23 protein-coding genes and 2 rRNA genes are annotated in these 24,294 nt (G+C 68.0%); 8 read left to right on the forward strand and 17 right to left on the reverse strand.

The window, feature by feature from the left end:
- The first annotated feature begins 137 nt into the window (after nucleotides 1-137).
- The 3 genes from asnB (at nucleotide 138) to A4R43_RS18900 (ending at nucleotide 4,124) form a co-directional block, all read left to right on the forward strand.
- A complete protein-coding gene (gene asnB / locus A4R43_RS18890; protein WP_113693545.1) occupies nucleotides 138-1,976 on the forward strand; it encodes an asparagine synthase (glutamine-hydrolyzing) in 1,839 nt (612 codons plus the stop codon).
- 96 nt (nucleotides 1,977-2,072) lie between these two features.
- Nucleotides 2,073-3,371, forward strand: coding sequence for an ROK family protein (locus tag A4R43_RS18895; protein WP_113693546.1), 1,299 nt, complete (start codon nucleotides 2,073-2,075; stop codon nucleotides 3,369-3,371).
- 234 nt (nucleotides 3,372-3,605) lie between these two features.
- On the forward strand, nucleotides 3,606-4,124 hold the full coding sequence (locus tag A4R43_RS18900) for a YflT domain-containing protein (RefSeq protein ID WP_113693547.1): 519 nt from the start codon (nucleotides 3,606-3,608) through the stop codon (nucleotides 4,122-4,124).
- A gap of 71 nt (nucleotides 4,125-4,195) precedes the next feature.
- Here the strand turns inward: A4R43_RS18900 and A4R43_RS18905 are convergent, their stop codons facing one another.
- The 5 genes from A4R43_RS18905 to A4R43_RS43365 all read right to left on the reverse strand — a co-directional run bounded on the left by A4R43_RS18905 (nucleotide 4,196) and on the right by A4R43_RS43365 (nucleotide 6,987).
- A complete protein-coding gene (locus A4R43_RS18905; RefSeq protein WP_162788515.1) occupies nucleotides 4,196-5,416 on the reverse strand; it encodes a DUF1700 domain-containing protein in 1,221 nt (406 codons plus the stop codon).
- Nucleotides 5,413-5,736: a PadR family transcriptional regulator gene (locus A4R43_RS18910; protein ID WP_113693548.1), complete on the reverse strand. Its 324-nt coding sequence runs from the start codon at nucleotides 5,734-5,736 to the stop codon at nucleotides 5,413-5,415. The genes A4R43_RS18905 and A4R43_RS18910 overlap by 4 nt, the downstream gene beginning before the upstream one ends.
- Before the next feature lie 111 nt (nucleotides 5,737-5,847).
- A complete protein-coding gene (locus A4R43_RS43360; protein WP_335645168.1) occupies nucleotides 5,848-6,210 on the reverse strand; it encodes a DUF899 family protein in 363 nt (120 codons plus the stop codon).
- Nucleotides 6,211-6,253: 43 nt separating this feature from the next.
- The gene (locus tag A4R43_RS44400; protein WP_250645302.1) at nucleotides 6,254-6,343 is read right to left on the reverse strand and encodes a DUF899 domain-containing protein; all 90 of its coding nucleotides are present in this window, start codon (nucleotides 6,341-6,343) and stop codon (nucleotides 6,254-6,256) included.
- A 101-nt stretch (nucleotides 6,344-6,444) separates the two neighbouring features.
- Complete coding sequence (locus tag A4R43_RS43365) at nucleotides 6,445-6,987, reverse strand: hypothetical protein (RefSeq protein WP_205215375.1); 543 nt, start codon at nucleotides 6,985-6,987, stop codon at nucleotides 6,445-6,447.
- 52 nt (nucleotides 6,988-7,039) lie between these two features.
- Here A4R43_RS43365 and A4R43_RS18920 point away from each other — a divergent pair, with 52 nt between their 5' ends.
- Nucleotides 7,040-7,501: a winged helix-turn-helix transcriptional regulator gene (locus tag A4R43_RS18920; protein WP_205215376.1), complete on the forward strand. Its 462-nt coding sequence runs from the start codon at nucleotides 7,040-7,042 to the stop codon at nucleotides 7,499-7,501.
- Between the two features lie 4 nt (nucleotides 7,502-7,505).
- On the opposite strand, the gene mutM is transcribed toward A4R43_RS18920, so the two are convergent.
- The 8 genes from mutM to rsmD all read right to left on the reverse strand — a co-directional run bounded on the left by mutM (nucleotide 7,506) and on the right by rsmD (nucleotide 12,478).
- Complete coding sequence (gene mutM / locus A4R43_RS18925; RefSeq protein WP_113693550.1) at nucleotides 7,506-8,372, reverse strand: bifunctional DNA-formamidopyrimidine glycosylase/DNA-(apurinic or apyrimidinic site) lyase; 867 nt, start codon at nucleotides 8,370-8,372, stop codon at nucleotides 7,506-7,508.
- On the reverse strand, nucleotides 8,356-9,102 hold the full coding sequence (rnc, locus tag A4R43_RS18930) for a ribonuclease III (RefSeq protein ID WP_113693551.1): 747 nt from the start codon (nucleotides 9,100-9,102) through the stop codon (nucleotides 8,356-8,358). Before rnc ends, mutM begins: the two co-directional genes overlap by 17 nt.
- Before the next feature lie 12 nt (nucleotides 9,103-9,114).
- Nucleotides 9,115-9,297, reverse strand: a complete 183-nt coding sequence (gene rpmF, locus A4R43_RS18935) for a 50S ribosomal protein L32 (RefSeq protein ID WP_113693552.1) — start codon at nucleotides 9,295-9,297, stop codon at nucleotides 9,115-9,117.
- A 69-nt stretch (nucleotides 9,298-9,366) separates the two neighbouring features.
- Complete coding sequence (locus A4R43_RS18940; RefSeq protein WP_113693553.1) at nucleotides 9,367-9,960, reverse strand: YceD family protein; 594 nt, start codon at nucleotides 9,958-9,960, stop codon at nucleotides 9,367-9,369.
- Nucleotides 9,961-10,058: 98 nt separating this feature from the next.
- Complete coding sequence (locus A4R43_RS18945) at nucleotides 10,059-10,775, reverse strand: flotillin family protein (RefSeq protein WP_113693554.1); 717 nt, start codon at nucleotides 10,773-10,775, stop codon at nucleotides 10,059-10,061.
- A 130-nt stretch (nucleotides 10,776-10,905) separates the two neighbouring features.
- Nucleotides 10,906-11,325, reverse strand: a complete 420-nt coding sequence (locus tag A4R43_RS18950; protein WP_113693555.1) for a guanyl-specific ribonuclease — start codon at nucleotides 11,323-11,325, stop codon at nucleotides 10,906-10,908.
- Between the two features lie 99 nt (nucleotides 11,326-11,424).
- Nucleotides 11,425-11,907, reverse strand: a complete 483-nt coding sequence (gene coaD, locus A4R43_RS18955; RefSeq protein WP_113693556.1) for a pantetheine-phosphate adenylyltransferase — start codon at nucleotides 11,905-11,907, stop codon at nucleotides 11,425-11,427.
- Nucleotides 11,908-11,920: 13 nt separating this feature from the next.
- The gene (gene rsmD, locus A4R43_RS18960; protein ID WP_205215377.1) at nucleotides 11,921-12,478 is read right to left on the reverse strand and encodes a 16S rRNA (guanine(966)-N(2))-methyltransferase RsmD; all 558 of its coding nucleotides are present in this window, start codon (nucleotides 12,476-12,478) and stop codon (nucleotides 11,921-11,923) included.
- A gap of 108 nt (nucleotides 12,479-12,586) precedes the next feature.
- Between rsmD and A4R43_RS18965 the strand changes: the two genes are divergently transcribed.
- Together A4R43_RS18965 and A4R43_RS18970 are read left to right on the forward strand one after the other, a co-directional pair.
- The gene (locus A4R43_RS18965) at nucleotides 12,587-14,716 is read left to right on the forward strand and encodes a HelD family protein (RefSeq protein ID WP_113693557.1); all 2,130 of its coding nucleotides are present in this window, start codon (nucleotides 12,587-12,589) and stop codon (nucleotides 14,714-14,716) included.
- A gap of 63 nt (nucleotides 14,717-14,779) precedes the next feature.
- Nucleotides 14,780-15,757, forward strand: coding sequence for an LLM class flavin-dependent oxidoreductase (locus tag A4R43_RS18970; protein WP_418190832.1), 978 nt, complete (start codon nucleotides 14,780-14,782; stop codon nucleotides 15,755-15,757).
- Here the strand turns inward: A4R43_RS18970 and A4R43_RS18975 are convergent.
- The gene (locus A4R43_RS18975; protein WP_113693559.1) at nucleotides 15,738-16,733 is read right to left on the reverse strand and encodes an RCC1 domain-containing protein; all 996 of its coding nucleotides are present in this window, start codon (nucleotides 16,731-16,733) and stop codon (nucleotides 15,738-15,740) included. The two genes, A4R43_RS18970 and A4R43_RS18975, sit on opposite strands and share 20 nt — an antisense overlap.
- Nucleotides 16,734-17,177: 444 nt before the next feature.
- Between A4R43_RS18975 and A4R43_RS18980 the strand changes: the two genes are divergently transcribed.
- The gene (locus A4R43_RS18980; protein ID WP_113693560.1) at nucleotides 17,178-17,777 is read left to right on the forward strand and encodes a DUF6801 domain-containing protein; all 600 of its coding nucleotides are present in this window, start codon (nucleotides 17,178-17,180) and stop codon (nucleotides 17,775-17,777) included.
- Between the two features lie 106 nt (nucleotides 17,778-17,883).
- Entirely contained in the window at nucleotides 17,884-19,239 is a 1,356-nt protein-coding gene (locus A4R43_RS18985; RefSeq protein ID WP_113693561.1) for a DUF6801 domain-containing protein, read from the forward strand.
- Nucleotides 19,240-19,313: 74 nt separating this feature from the next.
- Here the strand turns inward: A4R43_RS18985 and A4R43_RS18990 are convergent, their stop codons facing one another.
- From A4R43_RS18990 to A4R43_RS19000, 3 genes are all read right to left on the reverse strand, one after another.
- A complete protein-coding gene (locus A4R43_RS18990; protein ID WP_236809118.1) occupies nucleotides 19,314-19,946 on the reverse strand; it encodes a hypothetical protein in 633 nt (210 codons plus the stop codon).
- Between the two features lie 809 nt (nucleotides 19,947-20,755).
- A 5S ribosomal RNA gene (rrf, locus tag A4R43_RS18995) occupies nucleotides 20,756-20,872 on the reverse strand.
- An 82-nt stretch (nucleotides 20,873-20,954) separates the two neighbouring features.
- Nucleotides 20,955-24,074, reverse strand: a 23S ribosomal RNA gene (locus A4R43_RS19000).
- Nucleotides 24,075-24,294: the final 220 nt, after the last annotated feature.

A 24,294-nucleotide genomic window follows, 5' to 3' on the forward strand; every position in this document is an offset into this window, starting at 1 on the left:
TGACGCGCGGTGAATCCCGCCACAACGCCGGTGACGCTTCGGGCGGAGCAGGCATACCGGGCAGACATTTCCGCGGTCCCGCGTTACAACGGTGTTACGGATATTTCGCATAGCTAAGTAAGCCAGGAGGCGGGCTCATGTGCGGTATCACCGGCTGGATCTCCTACGAATCGGACCTGCGCACCAGAGGCGAGGTGGTGGACGCGATGACGGCCACCATGTCCTGCCGCGGCCCGGACGACTCCGGCACCTGGCTGGGCACGCACGCCGCGCTCGGCCACCGGCGGCTGGCGATCATCGACCTGCCCGGCGGGCGCCAGCCGATGACCGAGCGCACGCCGTCCGGCGACGTGGTGCTGGTCTACAGCGGTGAGGCGTACAACTTCGCCGAACTGCGCGAGGAACTCGCGGCCAAGGGCCACCGGTTCACCACCAGCAGCGACACCGAGGTCGTGCTGCACGCCTACCTGGAATGGGGTCAGGGCGTGCCCGAGCACCTGAACGGGATGTACGCCTTCGCCGTCTGGGACGAGCGCACGCGCGAACTGCTGCTGGTGCGCGACCGGATGGGCATCAAGCCGCTGTACTACTACCCCACCCGCGACGGCGTGCTGTTCGGCTCGGAGCCGAAGGCGATCCTGGCGAATCCGGCGGCCAGGCGCGAGGTCGACTACGACGGCCTGCGCGGGCTGCTGGCGTTCACCAAAACACCCGGCTGGTCGCTGTGGAAGGGCATGCACGAGGTCGAGCCGGGTTCGACGGTGACCGTCAGCGAATCGGGCATCCGCAGCCGCACCTACTGGAAGCTGACCGCGACCGAGCACACGGATTCGCGGGACGAGACCGTGGCGAAGGTCCGCGAGCTGATGACCGACATCGTGCACCGGCAGCTGGTCGCCGACGTGCCGCGCTGCGTGCTGCTCTCCGGCGGCCTCGACTCCAGCGCGGTCACCGGGCTCGCGGCGCCGTACGTGGCGAACGAAGGCGAGCAGTTGCGCACCTTTTCGGTGGATTTCACCGGGCAGGAGGAGAACTTCCAGCCCGACCGCATCCGCGCCACGCCCGACTCACCGTACATCCGCGACGTGGCGAACCTGGTCGGCTCGGCGCACCAGAACGTGGTGCTGGACTCGGCCGCGCTGAGCGATCCCGAAGTGCGGCGCGCGGTGGTCAGGGCACGCGACATGCCCGGCGGCATGGGCGACATGGACACTTCGCTGTACCTGTTGTTCAAGGCGATCCGCGAGCAGTCGACGGTGGCGCTGTCGGGTGAATCGGCCGACGAGGTGTTCGGCGGTTACCTGTGGTTCCACGACCAGGCCGCCCGCGACGCCGACACCTTCCCGTGGCTGGCGTTCCGCGAGCTGACCGGCGGCCGGACCGCGATGCTGCGCCGGGAGGTCACCGACGGGCTGGCTCTGGACGACTACATCGGCGACCAGTACCGCACGGCGGTCGCGCAGGTGGACCACCTCGACGGGGAAAGCGGGCTGGAACGGCGGATGCGCACGATCTGCCACCTGCACCTGACGCGGTTCGTGCGCATGCTGCTCGACCGCAAGGACCGCGCGTCGATGGCGGTCGGTCTCGAGGTGCGCGTGCCGTTCTGCGACCATCGGCTGGTCGAATACGTCTACAACACGCCGTGGTCGCTGAAGACCTTCGACGGCAGGGAGAAGAGCCTGCTGCGGCACGCGACGAAGCACGTGCTGCCGGAGTCGGTGGTTTCGCGGGTGAAGAGCCCGTACCCGTCGACGCAGGACCCGCACTACGCGGAAGCGCTGCAGAAGCAGGCACGGGAACTGGTCGCCGACCGCGACGCCGCGGTGTTCGGGCTCGCGGACCGGGAATGGGTGACGAAGGCGGCGGAGTTGGACTCGGCGGAGGTCACCGACGAGGTGCGCCAAGGGCTCGACCGGGTGCTCGAACTGCAGACGTGGTTCGAGGAATACACCCCAAGCCTTACGCTCGGCTAACCTTTCGCCGGATCCTACCGGGCGAAATGTCTTTCCCATGCAGAAGTGTGACGGTCATGCGTATATGATGAAAGGAGTCACGCAGAAGGGGATCCCATGGGAGAGCCGCCCGGAGGCGAAACGCCGAACTCCGAGCTGGTCGCGAGCTACGGCAAGCTGCTGCGGCTGGTCCGCAGCGGGCAGGCGCAGACCCGGCCGGCCCTGTCCGAGTGGACCGGGCTGGGCCGGACCGCGGTCACCCAGCGGATCACCACGCTGCTCAACGCCGGGCTGCTGGAGGAGGGGGAGCTGAACCCCTCCACCGGCGGCCGCCAGGCGCGGACGCTGCGGTTCCGCAAGGACGCCGGGCGGATCCTGACCGCGGAGCTGGGGGCCACCAGCTTCATCGCGGGCATCACCGACCTGGCCGGGACGGTGCTCGCCGTCGCGCACTGCGACTGCGACATCGCGGCGGGCCCGGAGATCGTGCTCGACGAGGTCGAATCCACGCTCGACAAGCTGTGGGCCGAGCACGGGTCCGAGGAACTGGCCATCTGGGGCGTCGGCCTCGGCCTGCCGGGCCCGGTCGAATTCGCCACCGGGCGGCCGTCCGAACCGCCGATCATGCCCGGCTGGAACAACTACCCGGTGCGCGACCGGCTCGGCGCGAAGTACCGGGCGCCGGTGTGGGTGGACAACGAGGTGAACCTGCTCTGCCTCGGCGAGCTGCGGGACCCGGCCGCGCGCGGGCACGAGCACGGCGGCGACCTGCTCTACGTCAAGATCGGCACCGGGATCGGCGCGGGCATCAGCAACGGCGGGTCCCTGCACCGCGGCGCGCAGGGTTGCGCCGGCGACATCGGCCACGCCGCGGTCGCGGACGAGGGCCCGGCGGGCGAAGTTGTCTGCCGCTGCGGGAAAACCGGGTGCCTGGAGGCCCTCGCGGGCGGCTCGGCACTGGCCCGCGACGGCGAGGAACTCGCGCGCACCGGGCAGAGCGAGGCGCTGGCGCGGGTGCTGGCCGAGCACGGCCGGGTCACCGCCGCCGACGTCACCGCCGCCGCGCGTTCCGGTGATCACCAGGCGGTGCGCCTGCTGGTCGCGGCGGGCAAGCGGATCGGATCGATGCTGGCCACCATGGTGAACTTCTACAACCCGTCCACCATCCTGCTCGGCGGCAAGATCGCCGGCGCCGGTGATCTGTTTCTGGCCACCATCAGGGAAACCATTTACCGCCGGTCGCTCCCACTGTCCACAAGGGAGCTTCGAATCGACAAGGCACGGCTCGGTGAAGAGGGTGGCCTGATCGGGGCGGCGCACATGGTGCTGGACGAGCTGTTCGCCCCGGAGTTCTTCGCCCGCTGGCTCCCGGACGGCTCACCGGCGGGTCGCCCGGAACTGCTCGCCGCCGTCTGACCCCTCCGGACACGGCCGCCTCCGCGCACCCCCTCGCCGCCGGAGCGTCCTCGGGTGTCACGAATGTGGCTTTCGGGACGTCTGGCGTCTCGAAAGCCACATTCGTGACACCCCCGCGCGCCGCCGCCCCGGCTGGAGCGACCCGGGTCACAGTCTGAGAAGTGGCTGTGAACTGGCGTTTTCGGGCATGTCCACCCGGGTAGGAACGTTGTGAGGGGCAGAGAGGTGAGAACAATGACCACAGCTTTCTCGCAGACCGCGTTCACCAGGGGCCAGGCCACCCCGCAGCTGCCGACCATGCCCAGCGGCTGGCCCATCGGCTCCTACGACTCGTACGAGGGCGCCCAGCGCGCCGTCGACCACCTCGCCGACAGCAAGTTCCCGGTGGAGGACGTGACCATCGTCGGGGTCGAGCCGATGTTGGTCGAGCGCGTCGCCGGGCGGCTGAGCTGGGGGCGGGTGCTGACCAGCGGGGCGCTGTCCGGCGCCTGGTTCGGGCTTTTTGTCGGCCTGCTGCTGAGCATGTTCACCGCGGGCGCCGGGTTCGCGCCGATCCTGATCGGTCTGCTCTCCGGTGTCGGCTTCGGCATGGTGTTCGCGGCGATCAGCTACGGCGCCACGCGCGGCAAGCGCGACTTCGTCTCGAGCAGCCAGCTGGTGGCCCGCCGCTACGACGTGCTGTCCCAGCCGCGCAACGCGGAGAAGGGCCGCGAGCTGCTCGCCCAGCTCGAACTCCACCGACCGGCGTTCTGACAGTCCTCTTAGGACATAAGTGAAGCGAGGAGCGGGCCCCGAATCCCGCTCCTCGCTTCGCGCGCGCACCCTCAGCCGGTCGGCGTCGGTGCGGTGGCCGGTGCGGACGGGACAGCAGGCGCGGGAGTCCCCGGCGCCGACGGCGGAACCGGCGCAGGCGCGGGCGCGGGCACCTTCGGGATCGCCGCGGTGAACGGCACACCCGGCACCTCGCGGCACCCCGCCTGATAGGCGTTGTACCCGTTGTAGTTGCCCCGGTCGTCGTAGCCGTACTGGTCGATCTCCGGCCGTGGGAACTGGTTGTCCGCCCCCTTGCGCTGGCGCGCACCGGTGTCGGCCTCACAGCCGTACCTCGGCAGCGTCAGCGGCTTGCCCTCCTGGTCGAACAGGTAGACCTCGGTCAGCGGCTTGCCCTGGGCGTCGAACGCGTAGATGTTCTCCACCTGCGAGTTCCCGTAGCTCAGCGCCGGCAGCCCGTCCACCGTGTTCGACATCTGGTAGCCGCCGTAGCCGTATCCCCCGTATCGGCCGTCCGCCACCTTGTAGACGCCTTCGGCGACCAGCCCCAGCGAAACCCCGAGCACCAGTGCCGAAACCGGCAGGCTCAGCCACAGCCACTTCCGGTCGGTCACCGACTTCGGCCCGACCCAGACGATCACCGCGGCGATCACGGCCAGCACCGCCAGCGCCAGCATGCCCTCGCGGCCCTCGTCCACCAGCAGCAGCAGGCCGAACACCACCAGCACCGCCGCGCACAGCAGCCACCACGCCGGGCGCAGCGACTTCAGGTACGACAACGCCTTCGACTCGCGCCCCGCCAAGGTGCGCAACGGCTTCAGCTCCGGCAGCCGGTTGATCGCGCCGTCCCCGTGACGCGCCAGGTACCAGCCGCCCGCGACCAGCACCGCGCCCGCCGGAACCAGCAGCAGCAACGCTTCCGCGGACAGGCTCGACGCGGTGAACAGGCCGAACGGCAGCAGGATGACCACCATCGCGGCCATGCTCCACACCGCCAACCGCGCCCCCAGGTCGGAATCACCCTTGCTGCCCGCCTGCTCCGGCGCCGGGTAGTCCCCCGCGGCACGCAGTTCCGCGGCGTAGCTCTCCGGCGAACCGAGCCGCTCGGTCATCGCCGCGAGGGTGCCCTCCTCGCCCAGCTCGGTGCCGATCTCGAGCAGGTGCGGGCGGACGTCCTCCAGTATTTCGTCCACTTCGGCTGGCGGGAGGTCGGCCAGTGCGGTCCGGACCCTCGCCAGGTAGTCCCGCACGACGGCGGGAGTCTGGGTGCTCATGCTGCCTCTCCCAACAGGCTGTCCATCGTCTTGGCGAAGGTGGTCCAGGTTCTGCCCGACTCCGCCAGCCGCTGGCGCCCCGACTCGTTCAAGCTGTAGTACTTGCGGTGCGGTCCTTCTTCGCTGGGCACGACATACGACGTCAGCAGGCCCGCCTTGTACAGCCGCCGCAGCGTGCCGTACACCGACGCGTCGCCGACCTCTTCCAGCCCGGCCTGTCTCAACCGGCGGAGGACGTCGTAGCCGTAACCGTCGTGCCCGCGGAGCACCGCGAGCACCGCGAGATCGAGCACCCCTTTGAGTAACTGACTGATCTCCACCGGTTGCCTCCAGTTCTGCGCCGCGAACACTAGCACGCATTGCGCAGTAGTGTGCACAAGAGTCCGCCATCCGGCGGTAGTTTCAGCTCAGGACCTGGTCAGCCGGGACCACTAGGCCGTCGGCCGCCCATCGGTGCGCCACACGCCGGGGTCGCGGGCGTTCCACCGCTGGGGCCAGCCGGTGGGTGAGTCTTCCCAGGTCTCCTGCCGTCCGTAGACGGTCATGTCCATCAGCCCGTGGCTCGGCGAGAAGGCCTCGAATCCGCGGATGGTCGTCCAGTAGGTCTCGAACACGCGGTCGCCGTCGCGGAGATAGCAGGCGAGCAGGAAGAACGGGCGGCCGGCCAGCAGCTCGCCGGCGCAGTCCCGCACCGAATACCAGGGCATGTCCCAGCCCATGAAATCGCGGTAGCGAACGCTTTCCTCGTAGGGACCCTGGCAGAAGGTGGCATAGGTGATGTCGCGCGAATGCAGCTAGGACAGTTCGCGGACCTGGCCGTTGAAGAACGTGCAGCCTTCACACTGCTCGGCGGCCCTCGAAGGTCTCGAGCAGGGTGACCGGACCCCGCGGGCCGGTCAGCGTGATCGCGGGGTCGACCTCGACCATCGGCAGCCGTCGACGAGCCGCGGCGATCGCGTCGCCTTCACGCGTAGCCGCAACTGGTCGATCTCGGCCTGCCAGGCAGCTCGAGCCGAATCAAGCGGGGATCACGCGGGGACAGGGGCCGGGGTGGTGTCCGGCAGGAGGGCCAGCAGCTGTGCGGTGTGGCCGGGCAGTTCGACGTCGGCGAGGCCCGCGATGAGATCCCGCAGCGGCACCAGCTGGTCGACCAGGACCGTTCCGGCGGACAGGAGCAGGGTGGGCACCGCGGTGTCGAGCTCGGTCTCGCTCAACGCGTGCTCGGCCAGCGCGCACAGGGCCTCACCCTGGGCCCGGATGCGATCGCGGAGCCCGGCGTTGCCGCCACCGGCGGCGATAACCCGGTCGATGGTCCACGCGTCGAGGGCCATGCGGTTGTCGTAGGTGGTGTTGGCCCCCGACGAGACGGTGCCCGCGGCGGCGATGGTGACGGCGTTGACGATGCTGACGTGGGCGAGGATCTGCTCCGCGTTCCACTCACCCGCCGCCACAGTGAGGTCGTCCGCGCCTGCCACCATGGCGGCGGCATCCAGCAGCGCACGGTAGGCGCCACGAAGCGTGGTGGTGTCCATGATCTTTTCCTCCGGAAAGCCCTCGAACCGCACTTGCATGATGAAAGTGAAGCTACAAGGTAGACTTGCATGAAGCAAGCGAAGAGGGAGGGTGACCGCTGTGCTGGGCAGGACCTACGACACGCAGGTGTGCTCCGCCGCCAGGGCGCTCGAAGCGGTCGGCGAGCGGTGGAGCCTGCTGATCGTGCGCGACGTGCTCTTCGCCGGTGCGACCCGCTTCGCCGACTTCCAGCGGCTGGGCATCGCGACCAACGTCCTGGCCAAACGCCTCGACAGCCTCGTCGACTCGGGGATCCTCGAACGGCGCCCCAACCCGGAAAATCCCGATCGCGGCACCTACGCGGCGACCCGGAAAGGGCTGGATCTGGCACCCGTGATCATTGCCCTCACCCAATGGGGAGATCGCTGGGCGGCGCCCGACGGCCCGCCCATCCGGTACCGGCACACCGGCTGCGCCGGAACGATCACCGAGCAGACCACCTGCGTGAACTGCGGTCAGCTCACCGACCTGGCGCAGATCCACGTCGTGCCCGGGCCGGGAATGCCCCGGTGACGGCTCAGGCCCTGGTCAACCGCGGCTTGGGCTGGCAGCGCGGGCAGGAGAACGACGAGCGGTTCATGAACGGGTCCCGCCGGATCGGGGTGCCGCAGCGGCGGCAGGCCCGGCCCTCCTGCCCGTAGGCGTCCAGCGAGCGCTCGAAGTAGCCGGACTGGCCGTTGACGTTGACGTACAGCGCGTCGAACGAGGTGCCGCCGGCCAGCAGGGCTTCACCCATCACGTCGGTGGCGGCCTGGAGCAGGGCCGCGCCCTGCTTGGTGGTGAGCTTGTCCGTTGGCCGCGCCCAGTGCAGGCGTGAGCGCCACAGCGCCTCGTCGGCGTAGATGTTGCCGACACCGGAGACCAGCGTCTGGTCCAGCAGCGCGCGCTTGACCTCGGTGCGCCGCGAGCGCAGCGCCTTGACCGCGGCCACCGGGTCGAACGCCGGGTCCATCGGGTCACGCGCGATGTGCGCGATGGTGCTCGGCAGCAGCGTGCCGTCGGCTTCGACCAGTTCGGACAGCGCCAGCCCGCCGAACGTGCGCTGGTCGACGAACCGCAGTTCCGGCCCGTCGTCGTCGAACCGCACGCGGATCCGCAGGTGCTTCTCGTCCGGCGCGTCCTCAGGCTGCATCAGCATCTGGCCGCTCATGCCGAGGTGCGCCAGCACGGCGTCCTGCCCGGACAGCTCCAGCCAGAGGTACTTGCCACGACGGCGAGCCGCGAGCACCCGCTCCCCCGCGAGCCTGCCGGAGAAGTCCGCCTCACCCGCCACGTGCCGCCGGATCGCCCGCGGGTGCAGCACGCTCACCTCGGCGATGGTGCGCCCGGAAACGTGCTTCTCGAGGCCCGCCCGGACGACCTCGACCTCAGGCAGTTCCGGCATCGCCCTGCTGGGTGAGTTCGTCGTTGAGGGTGCGCCACGCCGCCTCGGCGGCCTTCTGCTCGGCTTCCTTCTTGGTGGTGCCGACTCCGTGGCCCAGGGTGCGCCCGGCAACGATCACCTTGGCGCTGAACTCCTTGCGGTGGTCGGGACCGGTGTCCTCGACCTGGTACTCGGGCACGCCGAGCCCAGCCGACGCGGTCTGCTCCTGGAGGCTGGTCTTCCAGTCCAGTCCGGCACCGCGCAGCGGCACCTCGGCGAGCAGGTTGTCGAACAGGTGGTGCACCAGCTTGCGCGCGGTCTCGATGCCGTGCGCGAGATAGGTGGCGCCGATGACGGCTTCGAGACCGTCGGCGAGAATGCTCGCCTTGTCCCGGCCGCCGGTCAGCTCCTCGCCCTTGCCGAGCAGCAGGTGCGCGCCGAGGCCGCCTTCACCGAGGCCGCGGGCGACCCCGGCCAGCGCGTGCATGTTCACCACGCTCGCGCGCAGCTTCGCCAGCTGGCCCTCCGGCAGGTCCGGGTGCTCGTTGTAGAGGTGGTCGGTGACGACCAGGCCGAGCACCGCGTCGCCGAGGAACTCGAGCCGCTCGTTCGGCAGCAGCCCGCCGTTCTCGTAGGCGTAGGACCGGTGGGTAAGGGAGAGCCGGAGGAGCTCGGCGTCGAGGGTGACGCCGAGCGCCTCGAGTAAGGGCGTCGGATCGCTGGCCGGACCGGTGGGCGACTTTCCCCCCATGTCTCAGCTACCTCAGGCGGGCTCGACGACCTGACGACCGTCGTACTGGCCGCAGGTCGGGCAGGCGATGTGCTGCGGCTTGGGCGCCTTGCAGGCACGGTTGGAGCAGGGCACCAGCTGCACCGGGGCGGCCTTCCACTGGGCGCGGCGCGAGCGGGTGTTGGAACGCGACATCTTCCGCTTGGGGACGGCCACGACTGGTTCTCCTCAATCACGATCTGCCCGCGTGCGCGGGCATGCTTGCGGTCTTCGAGCTGGCGCTCGTCAGGCTTGCTTGTCCGGGCCGGACGCCGGATTCTCGTCGAAACGCTCGACCAGCGCGGCCCACCGAGGGTCTATGGTCTCATGCCCGTGTCCGGGCTCGAGATCGGCCCACTTCACCCCGCACTCGCTGCACAGACCAGCGCAGTCTTCGGTGCACAGCGGGGCCAGCGGCAGCGCGAGCACCACCGCGTCGCGGACCACCGGCTCGAGATCGATCCGGTCGTCCACCAGGCGCATGACCTCGTCTTCGTCGGTGGTCTCCTCGGTGGTCGAGTCCGGGTAGGCGTACAGCTCGGTCAGCTCGACCTCGACCTCGTCGGTGATCGGGTCGAGGCAGCGCGCGCAGTGCCCGGACACCGGGGCCACCGCCCCGCCGGTGACCAGCACGCCCTCGACCACGGACTCCAGCAGCAGGTCGAGCTCCACCTTGGCGCCTTCGGGCACGACGATCACGTCGGGCACGCCGAGCGGCTTGGTGACCTCGACGTCGCGCTGCACGGGGCGGCTCAGGCCCGCCCGGCGGCCGAGTTCGCGGGTGTCGAGCACCCAGGGACTGCGCGCGTCGACGTGCGGCGCGCTCTTGTCTTCAGACATGACTCTCTCTGCTACGAGGTTAGAGGGTGCGCAAATAGGGCAGCACTCGAAACCGGAGTGCGCAACCTCACCACTGTACGCGACGACGCGCGCCGGCATCACGCCTGGTAGTCGTACACGGTGTTGCGCCCGAGACCGGTCGGAGCACGCAGGTGGTTGCGCCCGGAGTCGACCGTGCGCAGCGTGGTCGCCAGCAGCTCGGAGAACTCGGCGAGCTTGCCGTCGACGTAGGCGTCGCAGTCGGCGCGCTGGCGGTCGGCCTCGCCGTGTGCCTCGTCGACGATGCGCGCGGCCTCGGCGTGCGCGGCCTGCACCACCTCGGTCTGCGCGACCAGCCGCGCCTGCTCGGCCCGGCCCTCGTCGATCGCGCGGTCGTAGGCGTCGCGGCCGGCCTGGATCATCCGCTCGGACTCGGCGCGGGAGCGCTCGGTGAGGTTCTGGTACTCGGCCTGGCCCGCGGCCACCGTGCGATCGGCTTCGGCGTGTGCGTCGGCGACCATCTGCTCGGCGCGGGCGCGGGCGTCGGCGAGCAGCCGCTCGGCCTCGGCGGTGGCGTCGGCGATGGTCCGCTCGGCCTCGGCGTTCGCGCCGGTGACCGTGGTCTCCGCCTCGTGGCGGGCCTTGTTGATCAGCTCGTCCCGCTTGTCCAGCACGTCCTGCGCGTCGTCGACCTCGCCGGGCAGCGCGTCGCGGACGTCGTCGAGCAGTTCGAGGACATCACCGCGCGGGACCACGCAACTGGCCGTCATCGGCACGCCGCGTGCTTCTTCCACGATGGTGACCAGTTCGTCTAGGGCCTCGAACACCCGGTACACGGCAACTCCCTCACGGCAGAACTTCGCACTTCGCCGGACCCCAGTCTGCCCGTCCACCGGGTGGAACGGCGTGAAGAAGGGCCACCCGGCGTGTCCGCCACGACCGGGTGACCCGTGCGCCCGCGTGCCTTCAGACGGTGATCAGCACGAAGCTCTCGTAGTGGTCCGCGGTGTAGAAGTACTCGTCGCCCTCGCCCTTGACGATGCGGCGCGCACCGCGGTCCGGGCTGCCCGGCGTTTCCACCGTGTACTCGCGGTAATAGCCGGAGTCGCACAGCGGGAGCAGCCGCTCGCGGTTCTGGAAGACGGTGTCGTCCTGCGGGTACGGGTAGGGGCCGCCCTGCTGGATCAGGTCGTAGGTCTCACCGGCCTCGGCGGGCAGGGAGTCCAGCGGAGCCTGCTCGAAGCCGGAGGTGTCCCCGCACTCGGCCTGCACCGTCACCGGAGCGGCCGGTGCCACCGGAGCCGCCGAGACCGCCGTGGCGCCGCCGAAGAGGGCGACCAGGATTGCCAGCAGAACGCCTGCTACACGCGACTTTTGGTTAATCATTCACGAACCGTAGCCCGATCACGTGATCACCGGGAGACACGAACGTGAACTCGGTCCGAGCGAACGGGACCATTCAGGGGGCCCGCTGCTCCGAATGGACTAGCGGTTCTCCGCGAGCCGCTCGATCAGCTTGGTGTGCACCACGTCCGGCAGCAGGTGCGAGACGTCACCGCCGTAGGTGGCCACCTCCTTGACCAGCGAGCTGGACAGGAAGCTGTACTCCGGGTTCGTCGGCATGAACAGCGTCTCCACCCCGGTCAGCCGGTGGTTCATCTGCGCCATCTGCAGCTCGTAGTCGAAGTCGCTGACCGCGCGCAGGCCCTTGGTGATGGCCACGATGTCGTTGTCCCGGCAGTAGTCCACCAGCAGCCCCTGCCACGAGTCCACCCGCACGTTGGGAATGCCGGTGACCGCGGCGGTGATCAGGTCCATCCGCTCGTCGATGGAGAACAGGCCGTGCTTCTTCGGGTTCACCATGACCGTGACCACGACCTCGTCGAACAGCTTGGCCGCCCGCTCGAAGACGTCGATGTGCCCAAGGGTGACCGGATCGTAGGAGCCGGGACAGACCGCGCGCCGCATGACGCGGACGCTATCAACTCGCGGCGAATTCGGCCCAGTGCAGTGCCGTGTCGCCGTACCGCTTGGTGCGCAACGGCTCCAGGCCGTCCGGCCAGGACGGTTCGCCGTCGCGCAGCGCCCGCTCGACGATCACCAGCCCGCCCGGCACCAGCCAGCCGCCGGTGACCAGCGCGCCCAGCACCGCCGCCAGCTGCGCCGCGCCGAGGTCGTACGGCGGATCGGCGAGCACCAGGTCGAACGGCGCGTCGGTGCCGGCGGCGAGCACCGTCTCCGCCTTGCCGTGCCGCACCCCGCCACCGAGTGCGAGTGCGGTCACATTTCCGCGCAGCACGTCGGCCGCCCGCTTGTCGGCCTCGACAAAAACCGCCTCGCGCGCACCGCGGGAAAGCGCCTCGAGGCCGAGCGCGCCGGTGCCCGCGTAGAGGTCGAGCACCCGGGCGCCGTCCAGCTCACCAGCCACTTCCAGGGCGTTGAACAAGGCCTCGCGGACCCGCTCGGAGGTCGGCCGGGTGCCCTTCGGCGGCACCTTCAGCTTCCGGCCACCGGCGGTCCCCGCCACGATCCTGGTCACCGGGAAATGGTCGCACCTGTGTTTTTGACCGGGACTGGCTGTACCCCGGCACGGGGACGCGTATTGTCGTTCTTCCCCTTCCCGGCGAGTGAGCTGTAGGAGCGCTGCGTGTCGGAACCTCGGGTCAGACGGGCCGAGATCGCCATCGAACAGACCCACGTCGATCGGGTCTACACCCGGCTCGCGGAACTGCGGACCCAAGCCGAGGCGATGCGCGCCAAGGGCTACGAACTCGGCCACGGCGCCCAGCGCGAGGCCGTGTTCGAGCAGGCGTCGATGCTGTTCGAGCGGGACATGATGGTCTACCACGCCAACCAGACCCTGCAGACGCTCGACGCCGAGTACGAGGGCCTGGTCTTCGGCAGGCTCGACCACGCCTCCGACAGCGAGCCGGTCTACGTCGGCCGCCTCGGCATCCGCGACGCCGAGTTCGACAACCTGGTCACCGACTGGCGCGCACCGGCCGCGGCGGCGTTCTACCAGGCCACCGCCGAGGAACCGATGGACGTGGTGCGCCGCCGGGTGATCCGCTGCTCCGGGCAGACCGTGCTCGACGTCGACGACGACGTGCTGATGGCCGAATCGGTGCCGGAGGACATGCGGATCGTCGGCGAGGGCGCGCTGATGGCCGCGCTCGGCCGGTCCCGCGGCGAGAAGATGCGCGACATCGTCGCCACCATCCAGCGCGAGCAGGACGAGGTGATCCGCGCGCCGTGGCGCGGGGTCACCGAGATCACCGGCGGGCCGGGCACCGGCAAGACCGCGGTCGCCCTGCACCGCGCCGCCTACCTGCTCTACCGCCACCGCCGCCAGCTCGGCGGCGCCGGGGTGCTGGTGGTCGGCCCGTCCGGGGTGTTCACCAACTACATCTCGCGCGTGCTGCCCGCGATGGGCGAGACGAACGTGGAACTGCGCGCGCTCGGTGAGCTGCTCGACGGCGCCACCGGCACCCACCAGGACCCGGCCCGCCTCGCCGCGATCAAGGGTTCCTCGCGGATGCGCAAGCTGCTCGCGCGCGCCATGCGCGAAACCCCGCCGGACGCGCCGACCGAGATGCGCATCGTCTACAAGGGCGAGGTGCTCAAGCTCGACGCGCGGGAGCTGGAGAAGGTCCGCCGCAAGGTGCACACCCAGGGCGGGCCGCCGAACCGGTCGCGCGTGCGGGCCGCGGAGACCCTGCTCGAAGCGCTGGCCGACAAGGCCGAGGAGTACGCGAAGGCCGACGGCCGCACCGCCGAGCGCGCCGAGCTGATCACCGATCTCGGTGAGCGCATCGACTTCCACCGGTTCCTGGTGGTGTGGTGGCCGGTGCTGCACCCGGCCGAGGTGCTGCGCTGGCTCGGTGAGGAAAAGCGGCTGGCCAAGGTGGGCAAGGGCCTGCTCAACCGCGAGGAGATCACCCTGCTGGCCGGTTCGCTGGCCGACACCACCACCGGCTGGTCGGTGGCCGACATCGCGCTGCTCGACGAGCTGCGCGTGCTGATCGGCCCGCCGCCGAAGCGCCGCCGCCGCGCCCAGTCGATCGAGCTGGACGCCGCGCCGGTCGCGCGCGGCACCACCGGCACCGGCCCGCAGCGGCCGGAGCACTACGACGAGTACTCGCACATCGTGGTCGACGAGTCGCAGGATCTCTCGCCGATGCAGTGGCGCATGGTCGGGCGGCGCGGGAAGTACGCGAGCTGGACCGTGGTCGGCGACCCGGTGCAGAGCTCGTGGCCGGACCCGCCGGAGGCCGCGCAGGCCAGGGAGCAGGCGTTCGGCCGCGGCACCGCGCACCGGCGCTTCACCCTGCGCACCAACTACCGGAACTCGGCGGAGATCTTCGACCTGGCGGCCAAGGTGGTCGCCAACCAGGCCGAGGCCGACGAGCTGCCGAAGGCGGTGCGCACCACCGGGCTGGAGCCCGAGGTCCGGCCGGTCGACCCGGCCGCGTGGGAAAGCTCGGTGCAGGCGGCGGCCAAGGAGCTGATGGGCGCGGTCGAGGGCACGGTCGGCGTGATCTGCGCCATGGACCGGGTGCCCGAGGTCGAGCGCTGGCTGGCCGGCCAGGCCGACGAACGGCTCAAGGTGGTCGGCAGCCTCGACTCGAAGGGGCTCGAATACGACGCGGTCGTCCTGGTGGAACCGGCGGAGCTGGTCACCGAGTCCTCGACGGGACGCCGGGTGCTCTACGTCGCGCTGACCCGCGCCACGCAGCAGCTGACCGTGCTGGCCTCCGATCCCTCCTGGCTGCCGTAGTAGCCGCAGGGAAGGTTTCGGGGCCCGCGCGCGTTCAACCCAGGCGTGAGTTCCCTGTCTGAAGTGCCCCTGTCCGTGCTCGACCTGGCGCCGATCGTCAGCGGATCGGACGCGCGGGCCGCGCTGGAGAGCAGCGTCGAGCTGGCCAAGTTCACCGAGCGCCTCGGCTACCACCGCTACTGGGTGGCCGAGCACCACAACATGCCGGGCATCGCCAGCTCGGCCACCTCGGTGCTGATGAGCCACATCGCCACCGCCACCGAGCGCATCCGCGTCGGCTCCGGCGGCATCATGCTGCCCAACCACGCGCCGCTGGTGATCGCCGAGCAGTTCGGCATGCTCGAGGCCTTCCACCCCGGGCGCATCGACCTGGGCATCGGCCGCGCGCCGGGCACCGACCAGCGCACCGCGCTCGCGCTGCGCGGGCCCGCCGGGCTGTCCGCCGACGACTTCCCGCAGAAGCTCCAGGAACTGCGCGGCTACTTCGAGCCGGGTGAGGGCCGCGCCGTGCGCGCGTTCCCCGCGGAGGGGTACAAGGTGCCGGTGTGGCTGCTCGGTTCGAGCGGGTTCAGCGCCCAGCTCGCCGGCGCGCTCGGGCTGCCGTTCAGCTTCGCGCACCACTTCAGCGCGCAGAACACGATCCCCGCGGTGCGCCTGTACCGCGAGTCGTTCCAGCCGTCCGAGGTGCTCGACAAGCCGTACGTGATGCTGGGTGTCTCCGTGCTCGCCGCGGACACCGACGAGCACGCGCGCTACCTGGCCGGGCCGAGCGCGCTGACCTTCCTCAGCCTGCGCCGCGGGCGGCCGATCCCGCTGCCCACGCCGGAGGAAGCCGCCGCCTACCCGTACACCGACGTCGACAACATGTTCGTCGAGGAACGGCTCGGCACCACCGTGCTCGGCTCGCCGGAGACCGTGCGCAAGGGCCTGGAAGCCCTGCTCGAGGACACCGACGCGGACGAGCTGATGATCACCACCATGGTCCACGGCGAAGAGGACCGGAAGCGCTCCTACGAGCTGGTCACTTCAGCACGAGGTTGAACCGGTCGGCGGCGGCGATCGCGAACACGCCCGATCCCGCCGCCGCGGGCACCGCGATCGCGCTGCTGTTGCTCCAGCCCCAGGCGATCACCTTGCCGGTGGACAGCAGCGCGACGCTGTGCGTCCAGCCCGCCGCGATCGCGGTCACGCCGGTGGCCGTGGCGGGCACGGTGGCCTGCTTGTACTCGTTGTTGCCCCAGGCGATCACCGTGCCGTCGGACTTGAGCGCGAGGTTGTGGTCCCAGCCCGCGGAGATCGCGGTGACCCCGGACTTCGCCGCGGCCGGCACGTCGAGCTGACCCCAGTCGTTGCCGCCCCAGGCGATGACCCCGCCGTTCTTCAGCGCCAGGTTGTGGTCGCCGCCGACGGAAATCGCGCTCACGCCGGACTTCGCTTCCGGCGGCACGTCGTCACGCAGTCCCCAGCTGACCACCTGCCCGCCCTGCTTGAGCGCGAGGTTGTGGAAGCCGTAGGAAGAGATGGCGGTGACACCGGACTTTGCCGCGTCGGGGACCTTCAGCTGCCCGAACCAGTCGTTGCCCCAGGCGACGACACCACCGTTCTTGAGCGCGAGGCTGTGCCCCCACCCGGCCGCGAGCGCGCTGGCGCCCTGCGCCTCGGCGGGCACGGTGGTCTGCCCGTAGATGTTGTTGCCCCAGGCGACCACGGTGCCGTCCGCCTTGCGCGCGAGCGCGTGCACGCCACCGACGCGCACTTCCGCGACCCCGGCGGTGAGCCCGGCGGGCACCGGCCGCTGCTGCCAGATGCCGTTGCCCCAGGCGATGACCCCGCCGGTGCCGTCCGCTGCCGCGGCGGCCTCGACCGGCGGCGCGGGCTCGGACGACGCGGACGACTCGGTGGCCGGTGGTGGCGCGGGCGGCGCGGGCTCGGGTTCCACCGACACCGCGGTCAGCGCGCCGGCCAGCAACAGCCCCGCTCCCAGCGCGCCCACCACGAGCGAAGCCGATTTCCGCATTGTTCCTCCGGACCATCACCTGCGGCCGTTCGCCCGAACGCGGCATGCGTAGAAGACAGTCGAACTTTACGACAGGACCACGCCGAACACGGTCCGTCGCGGTTACCGGGGTCATTTTTCATACGCTGGTGACAAAGCCGGGGCGGCCGATCCGGCGGAGGTGACAAATTCACCGATACAGGAGCCGAGTTTGCCCTGGATTCCTTGCGCCCTCTTGATTCGCCAGGACACACGCTCGTAATCTACTAGCGGGTAACCCGAGAACGGACGGTGTAAAAAGGGGGCTCCGCCGTCCGGTATCAGCTCTACCCCGGGATCGATCTCCACTTTACTCGGCCGCCGAAGAATCGGCGAGCAGCCGCCGTGCCCGTTTTACGCGGACCAGCAGAACGACTGAGGAGATTATCGCTTATGTCACGACGATTCGGCAGACTCTTCGCCGGTATGGCGACCACGAGCATGGTGCTCGGCCTGACCGTGGCCGGCGCCGGTACCGCACTGGCCGACCAGGCGTACAGCACCACCACCACGCTGTCCTACACCTGCAACTACCCGCTGATCGGCGAGAACCTCCTCGACGTCACGGCCACCTTCCAGGGCCCGGACGCGATCTCGGCGGGAGGCACCTTCCAGGCCCACACCGTGACCGCGGTGGCCACCGTGCCTGCCGACGTGGTCAGCGCGCTGTACTACCTGGGCGGCATCGACGGTGTCCGCGGCACCGCCGACGCCAGCGTGGACGTGACCAACGGGACCCCGAGCACGGTCAACGTGACCGGCCTCGACGTGCCGGAGCAGTTCGTGCCCGACCCCGACGCGGCCTTCCCGGTCAACGCGGTCCAGGGGCCGAACACGGTGGTGCCCGCGATCACCGCGGGGGCGAGCGGGCAGACGCTGACCGCGTCGCTCGGCCAGACCTTCTCGGCGTCGCTGGACTTCCACTACACCAATGCCACCCCCGAATGGCAGGGCCCGGAATCCTTCAACTGCACGCTCAACGAAGGTCAGGACACGGCGTTCTCGCCGTCGCTGACGATCGGCTGATTTCACCGCAACAGGTAGTTTCCCCCGGTGCTCCGGCCACGCCCCCGACGCGTGGCCGGAGTTTCCGGCCTTCCGGCACCCCGGCATTCCGGCGAAGGAACGGCGCATGGCACAGAAAGAACTCCGGGAACGGCTCGGCACCGGAGCGGCCGTCGCGCTGCTCGCCGCCGGGCTGACCAGCGGGCTGACCGGCGCGGGTTCCGCCGCCCCGGAAGCACCCGACGCACCGGCGGAGCACGTCCCGGTGTCGCTGGCGCTGACCTACCAGTGCGCGTTCGGCACGACCGAACCGCTGCCGGTCGGCCTGACCATCGACACCACGCTGCCCACCTCGGTGCTGGTCGGGGAGCCGGTCGCCGCGGGGGCGCTGAACGCCGAGCTGGTCCTGCCCGAGGCGCTGTGGCCCGCGCTCGGCGCGCCCGCATCGATCGAGGGCACGGTCACCACGAACCTGCTCGGCGTGCAGGACGCGAAGCCCGAAACGGTGAGCACCGAGCTGCCGGTGCCCGCGACGCCGGTGCCGGAAACCGGCGCGCTGACGGTGAAGTCGACTGGCACCGCCCCGGTCTGGCAGACCAACGCGGCGGGCTCGCTCACCATTTCCGTCGGGCCGCCGTCGATCACGCTGACCACGCACCCGGCCGAGGGCACCATGGGCACCGAGGTGCTCGTCGAAGCGGTCTGCGAACCGGCTCCCGAACAGGACTTCCTGCTGGGCGCGGTGGCCGTGCTGCTGCCCGGCGAGCCAGAGCCGGGCGCACCGGGCGCTCCCCCGCTGCCCGGGATGCCGGGCGCGCCGGGATCGGACGGCGCGTTGTTGCCGGGAATGCCTTCCGCTCCGGGCATGCAGGCCGCCGAAGCGGGGCCGGGGATCATGGCCGCACCGCTGTTCCCGCTCACCGCGCAGTACATCAACGGCGAGTCGACCGTGGCGAAAACCGGCGCGAAGGTGGTGCTGGGCCCGGGCATGATGGTCAACGGCGGGCAGTACATCAATCCGCCGGGCATCCGCGGTGACGTGGCGCTGCCGAAGGCGAAGACGCCGTTCTACGCCTTCGACTTCCTGCCGGTGACCGGGATGGCGGAGTTCCTGCCCGCGAACGACGCGAACGGCAAGCTCACCTTCACCGAGGGCACCTTCCCGAAGCCGGACAGCATGCTGTTCGCGCACACCGAGGTGATCCTGCGGATCAGTGACGTGGAGATCAACGGCGTGCCGTACGACGTGGGCCCGGACTGCCGCACCGGCAAGGTTTCGCTGGACCTGTGGGGGCAGTACCTGGTGACCGCCGGCGGCACCATCGGCACCCATCCGGACGCGCCGCTGGAGTCGCAGCGGTCGTTCACCATTCCGCCGTTCAGCGGGTGCGGGGTGGAGGAGGACATCTCGCCGATCATCACCGGGCTGGTGTCCGGCCCCGGCAACCAGGTCACGCTGGTGCTGAAGACGGTCGGCAAGTAGGCCGCACGCGGAAAGGCCCGCCGTCCCGGTTCGGGATGGCGGGCCTTCTGCTTCGTGGTGATCAGGTTTGGTGATCAGGGCAGCGAGGAGGCCTTGCCGAGGACCAGCTTGATGGTGTTGTCCGGGCCGGACACCAGCGAGCTGAGCAACGGGGCGAAAATGGTGCAGTTCTTGAACTCGGGAATGGTGTAGGTGCCGGAGACGGTGCCGCCGTTGAAAATGGTGAAGTCACCTTCGGACTTGAGGTCCATGCCGACCGGGGTCTGCGTCTTGCACTCGTTTCCGACCGGGGTGTAGAAAACGCCGGCCACCCAGATGTCGCTGAGCTGGATGTAGGCGTCGGCGTGGGTGGTGATGACGCCCTGCTTGATCTCGCCGGTGACCGGGCCGGTGGGGATGACGGTGACGGTGGCCTTGACCGGGATGAAGCCGAAGACCTCGAAGGAGGCCTTGGCGGGCGGGATGGTGAGCACGCCGGAGACGTCGCCGCCGCCGGGCTTGGTGGTCACGGTGGTGTCCAGGGTGCCGGGCCCGAGCGCGAGGGGGCTGCCGGTCTTCTTCACCACCGACTCGCCGGAGACCGGGTAGCGAACCTTGATCGTGGCCGCCGACGCGGGCGCCGCGGCCAGTACCCCGGCGCCGAAAACGGCCATCACCATGGCCATCACCGCGGCCGGTCTGCGGAACCTGGACAACATTTTCGACATCGCAATTCCTCTGTTCGGGGGTCGGCGGAAGTGCAACTTACTGACGAGTATGCTAGTTCTGGGGACCGGCGGGATACAAGCCACCAAAATTGCCACACCCATTCTTTGCTCACTTCCCGACAAATGCGCCCCCGGAAATTGTCACCGCGATACGTCTTTGCCGAGTCACCTGGGCGGCCGGCACACTCGCACGACTCCGCCCCGATCACGAATGCGGTCGCAGGCCCCGCCTTCGCCCGCCCCTCCCCGACGCCCGGCCCCTCTTCGACGACCGGCCCCTCTTCGACGCCCGGCCCCTCTTCGACGACCGGTCCCCAGAATCCGGAACCCGGGGCGCCGCAGCACCCTCGGCGCCACTCGCGCCCCTCGGCGAGGCGGCGACCCGGCAGCTCAGCGGCTCGGCCTGCCCAGCTCGGCCTGCCCAGCTCGGCCTACCCAGCTCGGCCCTGCGCGGCTCGGCCTGCGCGGCCTGGCCCCGGTGGGCTCGCACGCTGCCTTGACCGCGGACCCAAGCTTGACCGCGGACCCAAGGCAGGCGAGATCCCAGCCCTGTGCCAGACAGCAAAAACGGGACCAGAGGCCACCAGCCCCTGCGTCGAGCACAAAAGGAAGCGGAGCTCCTTCGGGCACGAAAAAACGGCGGCCGGAAGCACCCAGCCCTGCTGCTTCGGGCACAAAGGGGACCTGAGCCTTCCTCCTGACACAAAAGAAGGGCGGGGGACTCCGGCCTTCTGGCTGCGGGCATGAAAAAGGGTGGGGCCCGAGCCATGTCCTGGCTCGGGCCCCACCCGTCTACCTCATCAAGTTAAGTTCGGCGGCGTCCTACTCTCCCACACCCCTTCGAGTGCAGTACCATCGGCGCTGGCAGGCTTAGCTTCCGGGTTCGGAATGGGACCGGGCGTTTCCCCGCCGCTATAACCACCGAAACACTACGAAACAACACACAATGCTGCTCAAACGTTTCTGGTGTGGTGTCTCAGACACCGTAGAGTGGATGCGAAGCACCTTTGTAGCAAGTCCTCGACCTATTAGTACCAGTCAACTCCACACATTACTGCGCTTCCATTTCTGGCCTATCAACCCAATCGTCTCTTGGGGGCCTTAACCCACAAAGGGGTGGGATACCTCATCTAGGAACAGGCTTCCCGCTTAGATGCCTTCAGCGGTTATCCCTTCCGAACGTAGCCAACCAGCCATGCCACTGGCGTGACAACTGGCATACCAGAGGTTCGTCCGTCCCGGTCCTCTCGTACTAGGGACAGCCTTCCGCAAGTATCCTACGCGCGCGGCGGATAGGGACCGAACTGTCTCACGACGTTCTAAACCCAGCTCGCGTGCCGCTTTAATGGGCGAACAGCCCAACCCTTGGGACCTACTCCGGCCCCAGGATGCGACGAGCCGACATCGAGGTGCCAAACCATGCCGTCGATATGGACTCTTGGGCAAGATCAGCCTGTTATCCCCGGGGTACCTTTTATCCGTTGAGCGACACCCCTTCCACCAGGAGGTGCCGGATCACTAGTCCCGACTTTCGTCCCTGCTCGACCCGTCAGTCTCACAGTCAAGCTCCCTTGTGCACTTACACTCAACACCTGATTGCCAACCAGGCTGAGGGAACCTTTGGGCGCCTCCGTTACCCTTTAGGAGGCAACCGCCCCAGTTAAACTACCCATCAGGCACTGTCCCTCACCCAGATCATGGGCGTAGGTTCAGATTCCCAATCCGGCCAGAGTGGTATTTCAACAACGACTCCACCCCCACTAGCGTGAAGGCTTCACAGTCTCCCACCTATCCTACACAAACCGAACCGAAAACCAATACCAAACTATAGTAAAGGTCCCGGGGTCTTTCCGTCCTGCCGCGCGTAACGAGCATCTTTACTCGTAATGCAATTTCGCCGGGCCTGTGGTTGAGACAGCCGGAAAGTCGTTACGCCATTCGTGCAGGTCGGAACTTACCCGACAAGGAATTTCGCTACCTTAGGATGGTTATAGTTACCACCGCCGTTTACTGGCGCTTAAATTCTCAGCTTCACCCCCCAAAGGGAGTTAACCGGTCCTCTTAACGTTCCAGCACCGGGCAGGCGTCAGTCCGTATACATCGAATTACTTCTTCGCACGGACCTGTGTTTTTAGTAAACAGTCGCTTTCCGCTGGTCTCTGCGGCCACCCACCCCTAGCCCGCAAGGGACTTCAAGGTGTTTGGCCCCCCTTCTCCCGAAGTTACGGGGGCATTTTGCCGAGTTCCTTAACCACAGTTCACCCGATCGCCTTAGTATTCTCTACCTGACCACCTGTGTTGGTTTGGGGTACGGGCCGTGCACGCACTCGCTAGAGGCTTTTCTCGGCAGCATAGGATCACTCTACTTCACCTCAATCGGCTACGCATCACGTCTCACCCTTCACGGAGTGCGGATTTACCTACACTCCGGGCTACACGCTTACACCAGTACTACCATTCACTGGCGGAGCTACCTTCCTGCGTCACCCCATCACTTGACTACTACAGAATCAGGCCCCACGCTCCACTGAAGTCTTCACCCGAAGGATCCAACAACAGCTTTGGGTGGTTAGTATCAACTGCCTCATCAGGGACGCACATGCTCGGGTACGGGAATATCAACCCGTTGTCCATCGACTACGCCTGTCGGCCTCGCCTTAGGTCCCGACTTACCCTGGGCGGATTAGCCTGGCCCAGGAACCCTTGGTCATCCGGCGGCAGAGTTTCTCACTCTGCATTCGCTACTCATGCCTGCATTCTCACTCCCACACCCTCCACCGCTGGTTCACACCGCGGCTTCCCTGGATGCAGGACGCTCCCCTACCCATCAACACGACTACACAACGCTCCGAAGAGCGAAGCGGATCTATTGTGTCAATGACACAGCTTCGGCGATGTGCTTAAGCCCCGCTACATTGTCGGCGCAGGACCACTTGACCAGTGAGCTATTACGCACTCTTTCAAGGATGGCTGCTTCTAAGCCAACCTCCTGGTTGTCTGGGCAATCCCACATCCTTTCCCACTGAGCACACACTTAGGGGCCTTAGCTGGTGTTCTGGGCTGTTTCCCTCTCGACGACGAAGCTTATCCCCCGCCGTCTCACTGCCGCACTCTCACCCACCCGTATTCGGAGTTTGGTTGACTTCGGTAACCCGGTAAGGCCCCTAGGCCATCCAGTAGCTCTACCCCGGATGGGAAACATACGACGCTGCACCTAAATGCATTTCGGGGAGAACCAGCTATCACGGAGTTTGATTGGCCTTTCACCCCTACCCACAGCTCATCCCCTCAGTTTTCAACCTAAGTGGGTTCGGGCCTCCACACCGTCTTACCGGCGCTTCACCCTGGCCATGGGTAGATCACTCCGCTTCGGGTCTAGACCACGCGACTACAGACGCCCTATTCAGACTCGCTTTCGCTACGGCTACCCCACACGGGTTAACCTCGCCACGCAGCACTAACTCGCAGGCTCATTCTTCAAAAGGCACGCCATCACCCTTCACAAGGCTCTGACGGCTTGTAAGCACACGGTTTCAGGTACTCTTTCACTCCCCTCCCGGGGTACTTTTCATCTTTCCCTCACGGTACTAGTCCGCTATCGGTCACCAGGAAGTATTTAGGCTTACCGGGTGGTCCCGGCAGATTCACAGCAAATTCCACGAGCTCGCTGCTACTCGGGAACACCATCACACAACACCAACACAGTTTTCGCGTACGGGACTCTCACCCACTCCGGTCCACCATCCCAGGTGATTCCACTAACCATGCAGCATCATGCCAGAAATGTCAGTTCCTGGAAGACAGGTCCCACAACACCGCACACACAACGCCTGACAGCTTGACATGCGCACGGTTTAGCCTCATCCGCTTTCGCTCGCCACTACTCACGGAATCACGGTTGTTTTCTCTTCCTACGGGTACTGAGATGTTTCACTTCCCCGCGTTCCCTCCACACCGTCTATATATTCAACGGCGGGTAACACCACATAACTGGTGCTGGGTTTCCCCATTCGGACACCCTCGGATCTCAGCTCGGTTGACAGCTCCCCGAGGCTTATCGCAGCCTCCCACGTCCTTCATCGGCTCCTGATGCCTAGACATCCACCATGTGCTCTTAACAACTTGACCACAAAGATGCTCGCATCCACTCTACAGTTCTCAAACACCACACCAGAAACAACACCAGCGTGCTGCCTCAGGACCCAACAGCGTGCCAGCAAACAACCTCTGCCCAAGCCACCACCCGGCATTTCCACGCCCCCCGAAGGAAGCAGTACTCAACCGCCGACAACCCGACCATCGACCATAACCAGTAGTTCCACAATTCCTTGAGCAACCACGGCAAGTA

Origin of the sequence: Amycolatopsis albispora (assembly GCF_003312875.1) — a bacterium.
In the GTDB taxonomy this organism is placed as follows: domain Bacteria; phylum Actinomycetota; class Actinomycetes; order Mycobacteriales; family Pseudonocardiaceae; genus Amycolatopsis; species Amycolatopsis albispora.

Coding starts and splice junctions, on each gene's coding strand:
- mutM (WP_113693550.1), bottom strand. CDS start 8,372: ATGCCGGAACTGCCTGAGGTCGAGGTCGTCCGGGCGGGCCTCGAGAAG.
- A4R43_RS18900 (WP_113693547.1), top strand. CDS start 3,606: ATGACCACAGCTTTCTCGCAGACCGCGTTCACCAGGGGCCAGGCCACC.
- A4R43_RS18985 (WP_113693561.1), top strand. CDS start 17,884: ATGGCACAGAAAGAACTCCGGGAACGGCTCGGCACCGGAGCGGCCGTC.
- coaD (WP_113693556.1), bottom strand. CDS start 11,907: ATGCGGCGCGCGGTCTGTCCCGGCTCCTACGATCCGGTCACCCTTGGG.
- A4R43_RS44400 (WP_250645302.1), bottom strand. CDS start 6,343: ATGGTCGAGGTCGACCCCGCGATCACGCTGACCGGCCCGCGGGGTCCG.
- asnB (WP_113693545.1), top strand. CDS start 138: ATGTGCGGTATCACCGGCTGGATCTCCTACGAATCGGACCTGCGCACC.
- A4R43_RS18905 (WP_162788515.1), bottom strand. CDS start 5,416: ATGAGCACCCAGACTCCCGCCGTCGTGCGGGACTACCTGGCGAGGGTC.
- rnc (WP_113693551.1), bottom strand. CDS start 9,102: ATGGGGGGAAAGTCGCCCACCGGTCCGGCCAGCGATCCGACGCCCTTA.
- A4R43_RS18980 (WP_113693560.1), top strand. CDS start 17,178: ATGGCGACCACGAGCATGGTGCTCGGCCTGACCGTGGCCGGCGCCGGT.
- A4R43_RS18895 (WP_113693546.1), top strand. CDS start 2,073: ATGGGAGAGCCGCCCGGAGGCGAAACGCCGAACTCCGAGCTGGTCGCG.
- A4R43_RS18990 (WP_236809118.1), bottom strand. CDS start 19,946: ATGTCGAAAATGTTGTCCAGGTTCCGCAGACCGGCCGCGGTGATGGCC.
- A4R43_RS18975 (WP_113693559.1), bottom strand. CDS start 16,733: ATGCGGAAATCGGCTTCGCTCGTGGTGGGCGCGCTGGGAGCGGGGCTG.
- A4R43_RS18950 (WP_113693555.1), bottom strand. CDS start 11,325: ATGATTAACCAAAAGTCGCGTGTAGCAGGCGTTCTGCTGGCAATCCTG.
- A4R43_RS18940 (WP_113693553.1), bottom strand. CDS start 9,960: ATGTCTGAAGACAAGAGCGCGCCGCACGTCGACGCGCGCAGTCCCTGG.
- A4R43_RS43365 (WP_205215375.1), bottom strand. CDS start 6,987: ATGCAAGTGCGGTTCGAGGGCTTTCCGGAGGAAAAGATCATGGACACC.